The 16683-nt window shown below is 35.7% G+C and carries 12 protein-coding genes and 1 tRNA gene; 7 read left to right on the top strand and 6 right to left on the bottom strand.

Going from position 1 to position 16683, the window contains the following annotated elements:
* Positions 1–43 precede the first annotated feature (43 nt).
* The 4 genes from B9Y84_RS02585 to B9Y84_RS02570 all read right to left on the bottom strand — a co-directional run bounded on the left by B9Y84_RS02585 (position 44) and on the right by B9Y84_RS02570 (position 5852).
* Positions 44–2899 (bottom strand): M16 family metallopeptidase, encoded by a 2856-nt coding sequence (locus B9Y84_RS02585; protein ID WP_085515529.1) that lies wholly within the window; start codon positions 2897–2899, stop codon positions 44–46.
* Positions 2900–3152: 253 nt separating this feature from the next.
* Positions 3153–3935 (bottom strand): patatin-like phospholipase family protein, encoded by a 783-nt coding sequence (locus B9Y84_RS02580; RefSeq protein WP_085515528.1) that lies wholly within the window; start codon positions 3933–3935, stop codon positions 3153–3155.
* Between the two features lie 22 nt (positions 3936–3957).
* Positions 3958–4806 carry an MBL fold metallo-hydrolase gene (locus B9Y84_RS02575; RefSeq protein WP_085515527.1) on the bottom strand — a complete coding sequence of 283 codons (849 nt, stop codon included), beginning with the start codon at positions 4804–4806 and terminating at the stop codon, positions 3958–3960.
* A gap of 101 nt (positions 4807–4907) precedes the next feature.
* Complete coding sequence (locus B9Y84_RS02570) at positions 4908–5852, bottom strand: acetyl-CoA carboxylase carboxyltransferase subunit alpha (protein WP_085516020.1); 945 nt, start codon at positions 5850–5852, stop codon at positions 4908–4910.
* Between the two features lie 290 nt (positions 5853–6142).
* Between B9Y84_RS02570 and B9Y84_RS02565 the strand changes: the two genes are divergently transcribed.
* Positions 6143–6216 (top strand) — tRNA-Asp (locus B9Y84_RS02565).
* Between the two features lie 44 nt (positions 6217–6260).
* On the opposite strand, the gene B9Y84_RS02560 is transcribed toward B9Y84_RS02565, so the two are convergent.
* Positions 6261–7613 (bottom strand): NAD-dependent epimerase/dehydratase family protein, encoded by a 1353-nt coding sequence (locus tag B9Y84_RS02560; protein WP_085515526.1) that lies wholly within the window; start codon positions 7611–7613, stop codon positions 6261–6263.
* Positions 7614–7909: 296 nt separating this feature from the next.
* Between B9Y84_RS02560 and B9Y84_RS02555 the strand changes: the two genes are divergently transcribed.
* The 6 genes from B9Y84_RS02555 to B9Y84_RS02530 all read left to right on the top strand — a co-directional run bounded on the left by B9Y84_RS02555 (position 7910) and on the right by B9Y84_RS02530 (position 16096).
* Positions 7910–8281, top strand: a complete 372-nt coding sequence (locus B9Y84_RS02555; RefSeq protein ID WP_085515525.1) for a hypothetical protein — start codon at positions 7910–7912, stop codon at positions 8279–8281.
* Positions 8282–8387: 106 nt separating this feature from the next.
* On the top strand, positions 8388–8597 hold the full coding sequence (locus B9Y84_RS02550) for a hypothetical protein (RefSeq protein ID WP_085515524.1): 210 nt from the start codon (positions 8388–8390) through the stop codon (positions 8595–8597).
* 233 nt (positions 8598–8830) lie between these two features.
* Positions 8831–9970, top strand: a complete 1140-nt coding sequence (locus B9Y84_RS02545) for a DNA polymerase Y family protein (RefSeq protein WP_085515523.1) — start codon at positions 8831–8833, stop codon at positions 9968–9970.
* A gap of 171 nt (positions 9971–10141) precedes the next feature.
* Positions 10142–13267 carry a DNA polymerase III subunit alpha gene (locus B9Y84_RS02540; protein ID WP_085515522.1) on the top strand — a complete coding sequence of 1042 codons (3126 nt, stop codon included), beginning with the start codon at positions 10142–10144 and terminating at the stop codon, positions 13265–13267.
* Positions 13268–13513: 246 nt separating this feature from the next.
* The gene (locus B9Y84_RS02535) at positions 13514–15478 is read left to right on the top strand and encodes a DUF3352 domain-containing protein (protein WP_085515521.1); all 1965 of its coding nucleotides are present in this window, start codon (positions 13514–13516) and stop codon (positions 15476–15478) included.
* A 126-nt stretch (positions 15479–15604) separates the two neighbouring features.
* A complete protein-coding gene (locus B9Y84_RS02530) occupies positions 15605–16096 on the top strand; it encodes a peptide-methionine (S)-S-oxide reductase (protein ID WP_085515520.1) in 492 nt (163 codons plus the stop codon).
* Positions 16097–16227: 131 nt separating this feature from the next.
* Here the strand turns inward: B9Y84_RS02530 and B9Y84_RS02525 are convergent, their stop codons facing one another.
* A complete protein-coding gene (locus tag B9Y84_RS02525) occupies positions 16228–16674 on the bottom strand; it encodes a KTSC domain-containing protein (protein ID WP_085515519.1) in 447 nt (148 codons plus the stop codon).
* Positions 16675–16683 lie beyond the last annotated feature (9 nt).

The following is a 16683-nucleotide window of genomic DNA, read 5'->3' as shown; positions in this document are numbered from 1 at the left end:
GAATCGCAATTCCAGCCCTTTTAATAATGATTAATGTTGAGAATTACATGGCTTCAATTTTGTTGTCAACTGGATTTCCATCTTCATCCACTTTTACAACGTCTTTGATGTTTAGGGCTTTCACTCCTTCTAACTGAGTTTCAGCATCTCCTACGATGATATAATTCATTTCATCAACATTCATATAAGTGCTCATGATTTTCTTCATATCCTCAACTGTGTAGCCTTTCAGCTCCTCCTGGTTTTTCTGGATAAAATCTTTAGATAATCCATAAGAAGAAATTTGCTGTAAAACATTCAACTTCTGACCTAAAGTTTCATATTCTCTAGCTTCTTTTCTGATCAAAGCAGTTCTGGCTTTTTCCAATTCTTCCTCGCTATAATTCTCTTTATAAGCTTCGATTACTTCTTTGAAAGTAGCAACTGACTGAGCCGTAGTATTGGTTTTTACACTTGAGTAAGCAGCAAAAGGAGTTTTTTGCGTACTAGAACCTATATTAGAATAAGCCCCATAGGTATAACCCTTTTCTTCTCTCAATACTTGGAATAATTTTCCACCAGAATTACCACCTAAACCATAGTTAGCAACTGTTAAAGGATAATAATCAGGATGGCTTCTTTCCACTGCTAGTCTCTGCATTCTAATAACTGATTGCTTAGCGTTAGGGAAATTAGCAAAATAGATTTTACCTTCCTCGTCTATTCCTTTCATTTCGTACTCTGGGAAAACTACTTCCTTAGCTGCCCATTTTTCGTTCAAGCCTGAAAGCGACTTCTTCACTTGTGCCTGAGTCACACTTCCCGCAATCTGCATTCCAGCTACGCTTGGTGAGAAAGCCTTTTCATAGAAATTTTTCAAATCGTCCATCGTAATAGACTCTACTGATTCAACTGTCCCACTTAGCGGCTTAGCAAATATATGCTCTTCTCCATAGGTGATCTTATTGGCTACTGAACTTGCGATGGCATTCGGATTAGCATTTCTTTGCTTGATATTATTAATCTGAGCTTTTTGCAATCTGTCAAATTCATCCATATCCCAACGAGGCTCTAGCATCATTTCTTCTACAATAGCAATCGTTTCGTCAAAATAGCGAGCAAGACAGTTACCATAAATAACGATTTCTTCATTACCTGTGTACATGCCTATATTAGCACCAATCTGACCAATGGCATCTTCCAATTCTTCAGGAGTTTTGTTTTTTGTTCCTTCCTGCATGATGTCAGTAAATAAATTGGCAACACCTGGTTTGTTAGGGTCATCTAATAAACCACCACCTTTTAATCTGATACTGAAATTAACCAATGGCAATTCATCATTTTGGATTCCTAATATCTCCATTCCATTTGCTAATTTTGTCTCATAGATAGTCGGAGGTGTAATTAAAGGCATATCCCCCAAAGCTGGCTCTTTACTTCTATCAATTTCACTTGGTGTTTTTTGATATTCAGCATCTTTATCAAGGTCAGCCATTGTAGATTCATCCATAGGCTTAACTTCCTCAATTTTTACAGTAGCTTTTTCAGAACCTTCAACAATTAAATCTAATTGCTCCTTTGGAACAAAACTCGTGATCACTGCTGGTTTATCTTTGATATACTCGTTATAGACACGGATAACATCCTCTTTCTCAACAGCAAGTATATTGTTTATATCTTCAGTGATATATCCCGGATTACCTTTAAACTCATTGTAGTTACTTAATTGAAAAGCTTTACCTAAAATACTAGATATACCATTATAGAAGTTTGTTTCTTGTTTCGCTTTGATTCTTTGCAAATCTTTTTCTGAGAAACCATCTCTTTCAAATTCAGCAAATGCTGCTTGAACAGCTGAATAAACAGAATCTAAATCGACACCATCTTTTGCTCGTATACCAATATTAAATTCACCAGCTAGCTCACTTGAACTATTGTAGGCAAAAACACTTGGAGCATACTCCGTTTCTTCAACTAGCTTTTTATATAGAACAGCTCTTTTACCTTGACTTAAAATTTCACCCAAAGCTGAAAGCGCCCATGAATCTGGGTGATATTGCTCAACCGTAGGGAAAACCATTCTTAAATCTGGAACTTTTGCATAATCATCTTCATGATAAAGCTTTTTTGTTTCTTTTAATGTCACTGCCTTCGGAGACATTACTTCATCATTACCTCTTGACTCAATTTCACCAAAATATTTCTCTATCCAAGCTTTCACTTGCTCCTTGTCATAGTCGCCAGCTACAACTATAGTAGCATTATTTGGTCCATACCAGTTGTTGTAAAATTCTTTTACATCTCCTAAAGTAGCTGCCTGCAAATCTTCCAATTCGCCAATTACTTCCCAGTTATAAGGGTGACCTTCAGGATATAAAGCTTTTTTAATTACATAACTTCTATGCCCATAAGGCTGATTATCTACTCTTTGTCTTTTTTCATTTTGCACTACAGGCTTTTCTCCTTCAAGATCAGCTTTAGTGATGGCATTAATGAAAAATCCCATTCTATCGGCTTCCATCCACAAAATTCTTTCTAAGGCATCTTTCGGCACAACTTCATAATAAACTGTTCCATCAGTCCAAGTTCCACCATTAAAAGTACCTCCTAAATCATTAATGTTTTTGAAGAATGCACCCTCTTCAACATTTTCTGATTTTTGAAATAACATATGCTCAAAAAAGTGAGCAAAACCTGTTCTACCTGGTTTTTCACGACTCGAACCCACATGCATTTGAATAGCAACAGCGGCAATGGGATCTGACTTATCCTCGTGAAGAACAACTTCCAATCCATTTGGAAGCACGTATTTTTCATAATCAATGGACAATTCTGCTTTTTCGTCCGTTTTTTCGCTTGGTTGACAAGCTGCCATTATACCCATAAAAAGTACTAATGACCACGCTGATAATTTTCTCATATTTTGTATTTAGTTTTTGCTTTAGGAGTTAATAAGTATATTTTTCACTTATAAAGCCAATGAATTCTATATCAGCGGAAAAGAAACCAGTTAAATGGTAAAGAGTTAAACACCCTACATGCTTAATCTAGCCGTTAGCTTGAAGGATGCCTTGATGCAAAATAGGCGTTTAACAACTAAGGAATCACAGCTTTCACTTTTATTGACCTTTTCAATATATGAATCAAAACTAATCTTCCAAAAATTGAAATAACTAAACTGATTTAAAAAGACCTTTCAAGGGATGGTCTTCTGCCAGTTGACCAAATGTGGTTTCGGCACTATCATAGCCAATTTGATACATCTCTTTAGCCTTTGAAATTGAAAAAACTTTGTATTTTGACAATTCTTGGGGTTCTATAAATATATCACAAAGTTTGGCTTGCTCTTTAGTCTGATAGTTAATAATCATGAGCATTGTTCTTTCCAGAACATCTTTCATACTATTATTTGGACTAGAAATTCCAACAGGATTACAATTAACGCCAATTGTAAAATCCACGTGAGATTTAAGCACATTTACCGGTAGATTATTAGTGATACCCCCATCTACAAAAGCTTCCTCTCCTATCATAATGGGCTTGAAGATAACTGGGATACTAGCTGACGCTAAAAGGGGCTTAATCAATTCACCAGATTCAAAATTAATGTTTTCCCCTTTGGTATAATTAGTTGTAGAAATAATCAAAGGAATTTTAAAATCACTAAATGAATTTTTCGGAAAGTACTCTAAGAGGAGATCTGATATCTTTTCTAAATTAACTAAACCAGACCAAGACATAGCAGGTCTAAAAAATTTTAGGAAATTGATATCTGATATAATTTCCATTGTTCTTTTAGGATCATACCCAGCTGCCAAAAAAGCGCCCGCAATAGCTCCTGCACTTGTTCCAGAAATCATATCGGGACGAATATTTTGCTCATACATGTATTGAGCGATACCTAAATGAGCAAAGCCTCTGGCCCCACCACCTGAAAGTGCCAATCCTATTTTCATCTTTAAATAGTTCTTTTAAGAATCATAATACCTCTGATAGTTTGAAAGTTTCATCTAACCTCACCCCTTTTTCGGTATTTTTCACTGTACAACACTCATTTTGAGCATCATGTTCTAAAAATATGATATATTCGTTATCAGCTGCTTCCTTTAAGAACTTCTCCTTTTCATCTAAAGTCAATAATGGTCTTGTATCATATCCCATTACATAAGGCAAGGGAATATGGCCTACAGAGGGTAATAAATCGGCTGCAAAAACAATGGTTTTATCTTTATATTTTATTTTTGGAACCATTTGTTTGTCTGTGTGACCATCAGCATATAAAATATCAAATTGCGAAAAGGGAGAAGGATTTCCTTTATTTGCGAAGTTCAGATGACCACTTTCTTGCATTGGCAAAATATTTTCCTTCAGAAAACTAGCTTTCTCTCTTGCATTAGGTTCCGTTGCCCATTTCCAGTGCTCTTCATTAGACCAGTATTTTGCATTTTTAAATTCAATGTCGAGCTTAGTGTGCTCATCATCCTGCCATTTAACGCCACCGCCACAGTGATCAAAATGTAAATGCGTTAAGAACATATCAGTTACATCATCCATTGAGAAGCCTGTCTTTTTCAAAGATCCTTCCAAACTTGCATCTCCATGTAAATAAAAATGGCTAAAGAATTTTTCACTTTGCTTATCTCCTATTCCATTGTCAATCAAGATCAATTGATTTCCATCTTCAATTGCTAGGCAACGCATTGCCCAGGTGCACATGTTGTTTTCATCTGGCTGGTTAGTTCTTGACCATAATGATTTAGGCACTACGCCAAACATAGCGCCACCATCTAATTTAAAAAATCCGGTTTCAATGATGTGTAAATTCATATAATTTCATTTATTAAAATCTGAAGTTATAAAAAAAATGGCTTTTAAAAATGTCAATTCAAACATTCTTAAAAGCCATCTTAATAAGTAGCTAAAAGTGTTTACTTTACAACACCCATTGCACTAAACTTATCGATTCTTTCCTCTATTCTTTTGTCAACCGATTTTTTATCTAAAGTTTTAAAATTTTTCAGAATAGTCTTTTTCACTTCCTCAGCTACTGCTTTCAAATTTGTATGAGCTCCCCCCAGTGGTTCTGGTATAATCCCATCAATTAATTTGTTTTTCAACATATCTGGAGCTGTTAGTTTTAGTGCTTCGGCAGCCTGCTCCTTATAATCCCAGCTTCGCCATAAAATGGAAGAGCATGATTCAGGAGAAATTACGCTGTACCAAGTATTCTCTAGCATTAATACCTTATCACCAATGGCAATACCTAAAGCCCCACCTGATGCACCTTCACCAATGATGATACATATCACAGGCACCTTAAGCATAAACATTTCTTTAAGATTACGTGCAATGGCTTCTCCTTGCCCTCTTTCTTCTGCTTCAAGTCCAGGAAAAGCTCCGGGAGTATCAATGAACGTGACAATGGGCTTATTAAACTTTTCTGCCATTTTCATCAACCTTAATGCCTTTCTGTAGCCTTCAGGATTAGCCATACCGAAATTACGCATTTGCCTTTGTTTGGTATTCCTCCCTTTTTGCTGACCGATAAACATAAAGGTTTGTCCATCCACATTACCAAAACCACCTACCATGGCTTTATCGTCTTTTACTGTTCTATCACCATGCAATTCTACAAAGTCATCAGTGATTTCATAAATATAATCTAAGGTGTATGGCCTGTCCGGATGACGAGACAACTGTACTCTTTGCCACCGGGTTAGATTTTGAAAAGTCTCTTTCTTTAAGGACACAATTTTATCTTCTAGTTTTTTGATGGCATCTGAAATATCTACATCGCTTTCTTCAGCTAATGATTTCATCCCGGCCAATTTATTTTCTAATTCAACTATAGGTTGTTCGAATTCCAAAAGCATTATTTTAGTAGTTTTAATAAATGTAAAATTAATATTTAAATCTGAAGACACACACAAAAATGGATAAATGAAAAAAAAATGAAAAAATTATTGAGTAAGTTTTGCAATTAATAGATAAGCACCTACATTTGCATCTCCTTAAACGAAAGGACAACATAAAAAGCTTTTAAAAGTAATTTAAGAGCAAAAAATATTGGAAAAATAATCGCAAATAAGTTTTGAATATTAGAAATAAAATTCAGTTATTTGCACTCCGATTTCGAAACGCGAAATAGGAGAAATAAAAAATTGGTCTGGTAGTTCAGTTGGTTAGAATGCCTGCCTGTCACGCAGGAGGTCGCGAGTTCGAGTCTCGTCCAGACCGCTTAAAGCTCACTTAAAAAGTGGGCTTTTTTTGTTTACAGTAATTTAGCTCTGCTTTTTAAGAAATCGATTAAATTGATTCATAATAAATAGGTGCCCTAATGCTTGTGTGTTTTTATAGATAAACCACGGCAAGGTGGGAACAAATCGATGAATAGCAGAAATAACATGTTCATTTTTCATCACAGAGCGAAATTCCAACCAACCCATATCAGTTCTTTTACAAAGTGCGCCCCCTGTTATAAAAAACAATCTTCTATTCTCGTCACTACGATTTGGCATGTATGTCAATTCCAAAAGAACAATACTGAAAAGATGAAAACGTACAATCTCTCCACTGACAGTAGCTTTCAGAATAAATTTAAAGTATTTATCCAACCATCTGGGATAAACATCAGCAACCCACTTGGCCGGTTTATTACCCGGATTACTTAATCGCTGTACGCTTCTAACGGTATTACGCTCTTCCTCTGTCTCATAACTTCTATTGATACGAGGATAATCTTCAAATAAGGCCTTTCGGATGCTCCTATCGATTGACACCTCTCCTTTCCAGTGAAATTTCTGTGTTTTATCTGCTCGCATATCATGACGAAGACTATCTATCAGAGGAGATACAAAAGTAATGCTCGTGCCTGAAAACAATGCTACCCATAACTTGGAGAAGCCCAAAGTGAAAAATGGAATAGAAAAAATCCAACGCTTCTTATGGAGTTCTCTTGAAGTGATTTCTAACATCTCCATGTAGGAAGTTACCTTTGGACCTGCTACTTCTATAGCCTCTCCGTAAACTTCTTCATTGCCTAATGATCGTTCAATGAAATTTAGGATGTCTGCTATATCAACTGGCTCAGAAGGGGATTTGCACCACTGCGGGCAGGCCATTATGGGTAACTTCTTGACTAATTCTTCTACAACGTTGAAGGAAGAACCACCGGGACCAACCACAATACCGGCTCTTATAGTGGTCAAAGGTACTGAGCGCGCCCCAAGAGTTAATTCCGTTTCATACCGGCTTCTTAAATGTTTGGAATAATCTTTAGATTCCTTTGGCAGTATCCCTCCAATAAAAAGAATTTGTTTTAGGCCACAAGCTTCTGCAGAACGTGCAAAATTGTCCGCTAATAACAAATCAGTATCCTCAAAAGAACTCTGATTCATTCTGGTGCTCGGGTTCATACTATGTACCAAATATAAGGCATAATCCGCATCTTTAAGCGCATCAGTAGTACTTGAAAGTGAATATAAATCTGCTCGTCTCCATTCAACAGAAGGATACTGATCATCTTTTACTTCCCCCCTGCTTAGTGCAATAATATCATAGGTTTCGTGATAAGTATCTATAAACCATTTCCCTATAAAACCTGTGGCACCAGCGATAGCAACTTTTTCTTTCATTTAATAATAAGTCATAACCAACGTATTTTGTTGGAATAATTATTAAATAGTAGTAGCTCCATATAAAAGTTAATTTTATTGATAACAATATCATATAACCTATCTAGCTCTTTTGCTAGCTTATAAATTAGGCTGTCTAACGGTATTTGTAACTATACCATTCCTGCCTCGTAAATTTTACATAGTGCTTAAGTTCACTTTTTATAGTACAATTTATTTCTAATACGTACTACATGGCTTTAAAAGTCTTATTCAAGCACAAAATTCACTATTTTCTAATTTTGAAATTTTAAATAATGAGAAATCATAGAAACATAATTATACAACTCATCATAACCAGTGCTCTATTTCTGATAACGGGATGCGCTAGTTCCACAAGTATTATAGCCTCCTGGAATGACTCGGATATTAAAAATGAAAACTACAGTAATGTTTTAGTGACTGCTATGATAGATGACATAAATGTCCAGAAAAGTCTAGAAGATGAGTTAGCTGAAGAGCTGAACGATAGAAAAGTAAGAGCTAATAAAAGCTTAAATATTTTTCCTCCTGCATTAGATGACGATAATATGAGAAGCAAAGAAGAACTTCTCGCTGCCATTGAGGAAAATGGTTTTGATGGTATAATTACTGTAGCACTATATAATTACTGTAGCACTAATAGATAAGGAAAGTGAAGCAAGGTATATTCCGGGAAATTATCCATACAGTCCATTAAATAGCTTCGGCTACTATTCTACTTTCTGGGGATATTACAATTATTGGTATCCACAAATGTATAGTAGCGGATATTATGACATCAATAAAACCTATTTTTTAGAGACTAATTTTTATGATGCTGAATCGGAAAAATTAGTGTGGTCTGCACAGTCTAAAACTGTAAATCCTATTTCTTTGGAAGACTTAACACAAGATTTCTCGAAGAAAATCATCAATAGAATAGAAGATCAAAATTTAATAGAATCAGAAAATAAGAAGCAATAGCGCAAGTAAAAGAAGTATGCTTTTAGAAAAAGGACGAACTGTTTTGTGATAGCTCGTCCTTTTTTATTCTTAATTAAATTAGATACATAATCAGGTAATTAACCCATCTAGAGCCTTTAAGTATCTTTTTTACCCCTCTCTAATTTCAAAACAAAAAAAGCTAAAATTTTCACCATTCTTTATTACTAATTTTTGTAGTATTATATTTATATTTGCTAAATATATTAGTAATCATGAGACAGATAGCGCATATCGATTTAGATGCATTCTTCATTAACTGTACCCTTTTGAAGCTCCCTGACTTAAAAGGTAAACCTCTTATCATTGGAGGCTTAAATAACAGAGGAATAGTAGCGTCTGCTTCAGCTGAAGCTAAGAAGTATGGTGTACACAAAAGTATGCCAACTCGCGTGGCTTTGCAAAGATGTCCTGATGCAGTCTTATTAAAAGGAGATTTTGATCTTTTCACTAAATATTCTGACATCGTGAACGAAATCATGACGGAAAAAACTCCTTTACATGAAAGAGCAGGTATAGATGAATTCTATTTAGATATGACTGGCATGGATAGATTCCACAACACCTCCAAATTCACAAAGGAATTGATCAATACAATACAATCAGAAACAGGCCTATCGTTACTTTACGGATTAAGCGTAAATAAAACCGTTGCTAAAATCTGTACCTCCCATGCTCGGCCTATTGGAGGCTATGAAGTATTAGAAAATCATGTACAGCCATTTTTAGATCCACATTCTATCAGACAGCTTCCTAGTGTTGGGAGTAAAACTTTCAAGTTACTCAGGCGAATCAGAATTAAATTCATCAAGCACATCAGGTCTTTACCTCCTGAGGCCATGAATGAGCTCTTAGGGAAAACTGGAATTGGCATCTGGAAAAAAGCTAATGGAATTGACCCAACGCCGGTTATTCCCTATTCCTCAGAGAAATCTATCGGGAAAGATTTTACTTTCGATCAGGATACGCAAGATTTAAAAATATTAAAGGGGACTTTACTAAAACTGATAGAATTTCTAGGATTCAAATTACGCAAGCTTAATCAAATGTGCGCATGTGTTTCTGTTCGAATCAGGTACAGTAACCATGACACGGAAAGCATGCAAAAGAAAATTCCCTTTTGCGCTAATGATGAAGTATTAATGGAAGTCGCCTTTGAGCTCTTCAAAAAATTATATCACAGAAGAATGCTGATTCGGCTAATAGGTGTAAAAATTTCTCATTTGGTGCAAGGAAGTCATCAAATCAACCTTTTTACGGATAATGCAAAAACCATTGAGCTTTATCAAGCTATGGATAAATTGAAAAACCGCTATGACAATCCAGCCATTGTCCACAGAGCATTAAGTCTATAATTATAAAGTAGTGTCTCGAAGAATAGTGATAAACCTATTGTTTTTTTACTGAAATAAATCAGTGAGAATTATCCCCTTGAGGGGATTATAGGGGTGTTACTTAGTAAGCAGTAAAATGCAATTAGAGGTTTTACTCTAAAAATAATAACAGTAATTATAAGTTAAAATTTTATGTATTTAAATTGCCACTCTTTCTATTCATTGCGTTACGGCACATTATCGGTCGAAGCACTGGTTCAACAGGCTGTGTTGCATGGTGTAGAAAGCTTAGCACTTACCGATATAAATAGTACTACCGGAATCACAGATTTTGCCAAACACTGCATTGAATCCGGTATTAAGCCACTGGCAGGAGTAGAAATCCGGAAAAATGACCAACTCTTGTATGTGGCTATTGCTAAAAACCTAGAAGGCTTCAAAGAAATCAATGAGTTACTTACAAAAACGAATTTATCGGAGATGCCTCTTCCTTTGCAATCACCTCATTTCAACAATGTTTTTGTAATCTACCCCACACATAATGTTCCTGACATTCTTCAAAATCATGAATTTATTGGTATTAAACCTTCAGAATTAAAAAGGTATCAACCATCCTTTGCAAAACGAATGGAGAAATTGGTATGCCTCTATCCTGTGACTTTCTCCAGCAAACAAGAATTTAACCTACATAAATTGCTGCGCTGCATTGATAACAATATACTGCTGAGCCATCTGACACAAAAGCAGCATGCAGGAACGGGTGAATACATGATTCCACTAAAAGAGCTGAAGACGCTATATCAGTATTATCCTGAAATCATTAGGAATACGGAGCTTTTGTTTGATCAGTGTAGCTTTCCCTTCGATTTTAAATCCCACAAAAACAAAAAGTGTTACACTTCAAGTTACTATGAAGATAAGATACTGCTGGAAACTTTAGCATTAGAAGGCTTTAAAGATCGTTACTCTCCCAGCAATCAACTCGCCAAACAACGTTTGTATGATGAGCTGGAAATTATCCATAAAATGCAATTTGGTTGTTATTTCCTCACGACCTGGGATATCATCCGTCACAGCTTAAGTAAAGGATATTTCCACGTAGGAAGAGGCAGCGGAGCCAACTCTATTGTAGCCTATTGCCTGAAAATTACCGAAGTAGATCCTATAGAACTCAACCTCTATTTCGCCAGATTTTTGAATAATAAAAGATCAAGTCCACCCGACTTCGATATTGACTGGAGTTGGACTGACCGGGATGACATCATAGACTATGTTTTCAAAAGGTTTGGAAGAGAACATACAGGATTTTGCGGAACAGTAACCGATTTCAAACATCGCTCGACAGTACGTGAGCTGGGAAAAGTTTTTGGTCTACCTAAAGAAGAGCTCGATCAGCTTTCTCGTATGTCTTTTGATCAAGATCCTCAAGATAAACTGGTTAAAAGCATCCAGTATTATGGTAAAATGCTAACGGGTTACCCTAATCAGCTGTCCATGCATTCCTGTGGTATTTATATTACAGAAGAGCCCATAGCTAATTATACGGCTATGAATATATATCCGAAAGGAGTACCAACCTGTGAGATAGATATGTATATGGCAGAAACCTTTCACCTAGAAAAAATAGATATTCTTTCGCAAAGAGGTTTGGGACATATAAAAGAAGCGGTAAGCATTGCGGAGGAGAATAGAGGCGTAAAAATTAATATATCCGACACCAAACGCTTTAAAAAAGACGAGAAGTGCAACGAATTGCTAAGGACAGGAAAAACACTCGGTTGTTTTTATGTTGAAAGTCCGGCTATGCGTGGACTGCTCAGACGGTTAAAATGTAGTAGTTATGAAACACTAGTGGCGGCCAGTAGCATCATACGGCCTGGAGTAGCACAAAGCGGGATGATGAGAGAATATGTAGAAAGACATCGGGACCCCTCTAGAATCAAATACTTTCATCCGGTATTTGAAGAACAGTTAAAAGACACATACGGAGTGATGGTTTATCAGGAAGACGTTATCAAAATAGCGCACCACTTTGCAAAACTTGATTTGAATGATGCGGATGTACTAAGACGTGGCATGTCTGGAAAATCCCGCTCCCAGCAGGAAATGGACAAAGTGAAGAACCAGTTTTTCAGCAACTGTGAAGCTATGGGCTATCCGAAAGAAATGGTGGAAGAAGTGTACAGACAAATTGCTTCTTTTGCGGGTTATAGTTTTTGTAAAAGCCATAGTGCTTCTTATGCAGTGGAAAGTTATCAAAGCCTGTATCTGAAAGCCTATTATCCGCTGGAGTTTATCACTGCAGTTATCAATAATAATGGCGGTTTTTACAGGCCTGAGGTCTATATCAATGAAGCACGAATGTTAGGGGCACATATTGAAGCACCTGACATCAATTATAGTTATGCGAATGCCAGTTTAAAAGGAGAAATCATACATCTAGGATTAGATCAGATCATGCATCTTTCTAAGAAGGGGATTGATACCATTTGTCAGGCACGTGAAAAGAATGGCTTGTTTTCAAGTATTACAGATATACTAGATAGAACTCTGCTGAATTTTGATGATATTAGCTATGCGATATATGCTGGAGCCCTGAGGAGTATTTCCAGAAGTAAAGGTCAGTTGATCATAGAAGCTAAGCGCTTTTTCTCTCATGAGCCTGCCAAAACAAAGGAGTTACAGCTCTTCAATATTAAACCAAAGGAGTATACCTACGAAATAGACGAAGGTGATCTATTTGAAGATGCTTTTGATGAGATGGAGGGCCTAGGCTATCCAGTTTCTGTTTCGCCTTTTAACTTATTAAAAACTAATTATCGGGGAGCTATTTTTGCTTCAGAGCTTTTGCAAAACCAAAATAAGACTGTACGCATGGTCGGCTATTTAATTTCCATAAAAGATGTGCCGATTACCAATAAGGATGGTAAAACAAAAATGAATTTTGGTACATGGATTGATGTCTATGGTGGATATTTCGATACGGTGCACTTTCCTGCCTCATTGAAAAAACATCCATTTACAGGTCTTGGATGCTATTTGTTATTAGGAAAGATTATAGTAGATCATGATTTTCCAAGTATAGAAATCCAGAAAATGGAAAAGCTGCCTATGATTCCTGATCCACGCTACAGTGATGAGAAGCGGCCTGATAATAAAATATGGGACAGTATGAGAGTAGCCCACAGCTACACCTCCAGAGCACCTTATCCTAATCAAGAAGAATTGGATGAGTTGTATGGACGAAAGCCTGTATCCGGAAAGTATGAAACAAAAAAGGGGACTGAAAATCAACTATCAATTGGGGGGAGAAAGTAAAAATTACTTAGTTAAATTTCTACAACTTATAAGCATGAGGTTATAGCAGAGGTGTATCTCTCTATAATATCACGGCATAGAAGCTATTAGAATAATTGAAAGTCAGAAAATCTTGTTCTGCTATGGTCAGCAGCTGAAATCATCCTTAAAATAGTTAACTATTTTTATTCATTTAACTATTCACATAATTTCAATCCCTTAAATCTTTCTCTATTTTTGACGTTATTGTTTAAAATCCACTGCCTTATGAAAAAAGCCATTATTGTTATTGCAGTCTTTACGGTTATCATTGCTTTTACATTTATCTACTTTTTCTATCTACAACCCGTAAAGAAAAACAACCCCATGATGGCTGTTCCACCTAGTGCGAGCATCATCTTTCAAATGGACAATCCCTTTGAGGAATGGAATGAAATCTCTGATAATAAAATCTGGAATTATCTGAAATCAAACCCCTATTTCGAAGAGATTGGGCAGGAAATGGATAGTTTAACAATTGACATGAAAAGTGATCAAAGCCTATGGGAGTTGGTTATGGATCGCCCTATGGTGATGTCCGTACATAAAACCAGACCAAAAGATTATGATTTTCTATATGTGATTGATCTACAGCGCGCCACTCAGTTCGACTTTATCAAAAACTATATTAAAGACTTTAGTGGTGACATTGAAAACGTTTATACCAGAAATTATCAGAATCAAGAAATCTTAGAAATTAAATTCATTGACTCCCCTACCAGCTACTATCTTTATATCTATGAAAATCTTTTAAGTATTTCTTCTACTCACACTCTTGTAGAGCAATCCATTGATCAGTTAAAGAAACCTATTTTAATTCGAGATTTAGATTTTATTGATATCACAAAGGCTTTGGGCTCAAACGATATCAATATGTATATTAATTATAGTTCCTTTTCTGATTATTTGAGTATATGGATGGATGATACCGGAGAGGAAGAAGAAGATATGTTCAGCATTTTAGAATACAGTGGAATGTCTCTCGAAGTCACTGACCAAGTATTTTCTATTGAAGGATATTCTAGTGTCAAAAAAGGTAACCCCAATTTATTAACGGCCTTAATGAAATCTGGTGAAGGTGAAATTGGAGTAGGAACTATAGTTCCTGATAATGCCTCCTATTTTATGAGTTTAGGTTTTGATAATGCTGAAGATTTCTATGAGCAGATGGAAAATGTATTGGAAACTTCTACAGATGGTGAATCTTATATCGACAGCAAGCAGAAAATTGAAAACTATCTCGATATTTCCATAAAAGAGGATTTCCTAAGCTGGATTGATGACGAAATTGCCTTAATACAGCTAAATTCCAATAGCAATCAAAATAAGGTAGAATTAGCAGTGGCTATAAAACATAGTGGATTTGATGACACTAAGGAGCGATTGAACTATATTGAACAACAGATTAGAAAGAAAACTCCTGTAAAATTTAAGGGGATTAGTTATAAAGGGCATGAAATCCAATTCCTATCAATTAAGGGTTTTTTCAAACTATTATTTGGGAAAGCTTTTGAGGGAATTGACAAACCTTATTATACGATTATGAACGAATATGTGGTGTTCAGCAATTCCCCACGGACTTTAGGAAAAATTATTTCAGCTGTAGATGAAAAGAAGACCTTAGACCATACTAAAGAGTATGCTGTTTTTATGGAAAACTTCAACTATGAATCGAGTTTGTTTATCTACCTAAGTGCTGAAGAGCTGCTAAGTGATGCAGAGCGATTATTGGATCAGGAATCATGGAGAACCCTAAAACCACATCAAGCCTATTTTAAGAGTTTTCCGATGATTGGTATGCAATTTACTTCGGAGAGAGAATTACTAAATCATCAAATTCAATTAAATTATTTAAATCATAAGCAAATTAGCGACTGGAATTCATTAGTGCAGGAAAGTGAATATAAAGTTGAGGAAGTGACTGATACAAGCAAAACCGAAGAAGATGATCTGATTTCAGTAGAGAATATTTTGCCAGAAGATCTCAATAGCAAAACCTTCATTGAATACTATGAAAATGAGCAAGTGAAATTTGAAGTTTCCCTTAAAGATGGCTTAAAACATGGTCGATATTTTCAATTCGATAGTTTAGGCAATATGATTATTAAGGGAAGATATAGAAATGATGAAAAATCAGGAACTTGGCGCTATTATGATGAAAATGGAGATTTAATTAAGAAGGAAAGGTTCTGAAAAAATCAATTTTCTGAATCTCTTATAAAAATGTATATACATGTTAAGACGCTTTCTTATGGTGTTTTTGCAATTTTAGGCACTAAAGGTTAGTCAGTTTAGGATTCATAGCCTGAGAGTAAACGTATGAGGAAAATAGTTAAAGTAGGTTTTGGAGGGGGTTGCCATTGGTGCACAGAAGCTATTTTTCAATCTCTGATTGGAGTTGAAAAAGTGGAGCAGGGTTGGATTGCATCAGCTGTGCCTAATGACAATTTTTCTGAAGCGGTCATCGTGCATTTTTTTCCTGACGAGATAGAGCTAAGCATACTTATCAATATTCATCTGCATACTCATAGCTGTACTGAGCTGCATTCCATGCGGAGCAAGTATAGATCAGCTGTCTACGCTTTTTCAGAAAAGCAGGAACAGGAAATCAAAAATATTCTGAGCGATTTACAGCAAGAGTTTGAAGAAAGAATCATCACTGAAGTACTAGCCTTTAAAGACTTCAAACGTAATCAGGAGAATTATTTGAATTACTACTATAGTAATCCTGAAAAACCTTTTTGCAAGAATTATATTAGTCCGAAGTTGAAAAAACTTACAGACAAGTTCAGCAGAAACGTTAAGAAGTGAATGAAACGCCCATTTAGAATGAACGCTCAAAGTCGTTAAGTTAACACAATTTTCCTTATCCAAAATTAGAAAGACAAAGAGCTAGGTAGTTACACAATGTTTAATTTTAAGCAGTATTGAAGAATTAAACTTTAAGCTGTTTCCATCGCTTTTTTAGACTTTCTATATAGAAAATTATTAAAGATATTTCGTTTAGCAAATCTAGATGGCTTATCTGCATTTACTAATTTGGAATATACGTTTTTGTTTACGCCAAAGTATTCATAGGTAGTGCCATCTAAAAAGGAAATATCAAGACGCAATCCTTTATGCCAGAAGTCCTGTATCCCAGACTCTATAGTTTTATTATATTCAGCTAAATTAGCGTCCTTAGTTTCAGGGGCAATGCTAATTAGGAAATGATAGCCATCTATAATTTGCTGGCTTTTTTCTTCAGCCTCTTCCGCTTTTGGGTCACCTGCTTGAAATTTGTCAGGATGCCATTCTTTCACTAGATTTCTATATGTAGTTTTTAATTGCTTAAGGTCAATGGGACCTTCGATATTAAATAATTTCTTGTACTCGTTAATACGCTTCATAATGATAAT

Origin of the sequence: Marivirga sericea, assembly GCF_900177665.1 — a bacterium.
Taxonomy (GTDB): domain Bacteria; phylum Bacteroidota; class Bacteroidia; order Cytophagales; family Cyclobacteriaceae; genus Marivirga; species Marivirga sericea.
Note: the sequence above shows the minus strand (reverse complement) of the source record. Positions and strands in the feature narration are given on the sequence as shown.

Excerpts from the sequence above, each read along its gene's own strand:
- B9Y84_RS02585 (WP_085515529.1), bottom strand. The coding sequence starts at position 2,899 with ATGAGAAAATTATCAGCGTGGTCATTAGTACTTTTTATGGGTATAATG.
- B9Y84_RS02580 (WP_085515528.1), bottom strand. The coding sequence starts at position 3,935 with ATGAAAATAGGATTGGCACTTTCAGGTGGTGGGGCCAGAGGCTTTGCT.
- B9Y84_RS02575 (WP_085515527.1), bottom strand. The coding sequence starts at position 4,806 with ATGAATTTACACATCATTGAAACCGGATTTTTTAAATTAGATGGTGGC.
- B9Y84_RS02570 (WP_085516020.1), bottom strand. The coding sequence starts at position 5,852 with ATGCTTTTGGAATTCGAACAACCTATAGTTGAATTAGAAAATAAATTG.
- B9Y84_RS02560 (WP_085515526.1), bottom strand. The coding sequence starts at position 7,613 with ATGAAAGAAAAAGTTGCTATCGCTGGTGCCACAGGTTTTATAGGGAAA.
- B9Y84_RS02555 (WP_085515525.1), top strand. The coding sequence starts at position 7,910 with ATGAGAAATCATAGAAACATAATTATACAACTCATCATAACCAGTGCT.
- B9Y84_RS02550 (WP_085515524.1), top strand. The coding sequence starts at position 8,388 with ATGTATAGTAGCGGATATTATGACATCAATAAAACCTATTTTTTAGAG.
- B9Y84_RS02545 (WP_085515523.1), top strand. The coding sequence starts at position 8,831 with ATGAGACAGATAGCGCATATCGATTTAGATGCATTCTTCATTAACTGT.
- B9Y84_RS02540 (WP_085515522.1), top strand. The coding sequence starts at position 10,142 with ATGTATTTAAATTGCCACTCTTTCTATTCATTGCGTTACGGCACATTA.
- B9Y84_RS02535 (WP_085515521.1), top strand. The coding sequence starts at position 13,514 with ATGAAAAAAGCCATTATTGTTATTGCAGTCTTTACGGTTATCATTGCT.
- B9Y84_RS02530 (WP_085515520.1), top strand. The coding sequence starts at position 15,605 with ATGAGGAAAATAGTTAAAGTAGGTTTTGGAGGGGGTTGCCATTGGTGC.
- B9Y84_RS02525 (WP_085515519.1), bottom strand. The coding sequence starts at position 16,674 with ATGAAGCGTATTAACGAGTACAAGAAATTATTTAATATCGAAGGTCCC.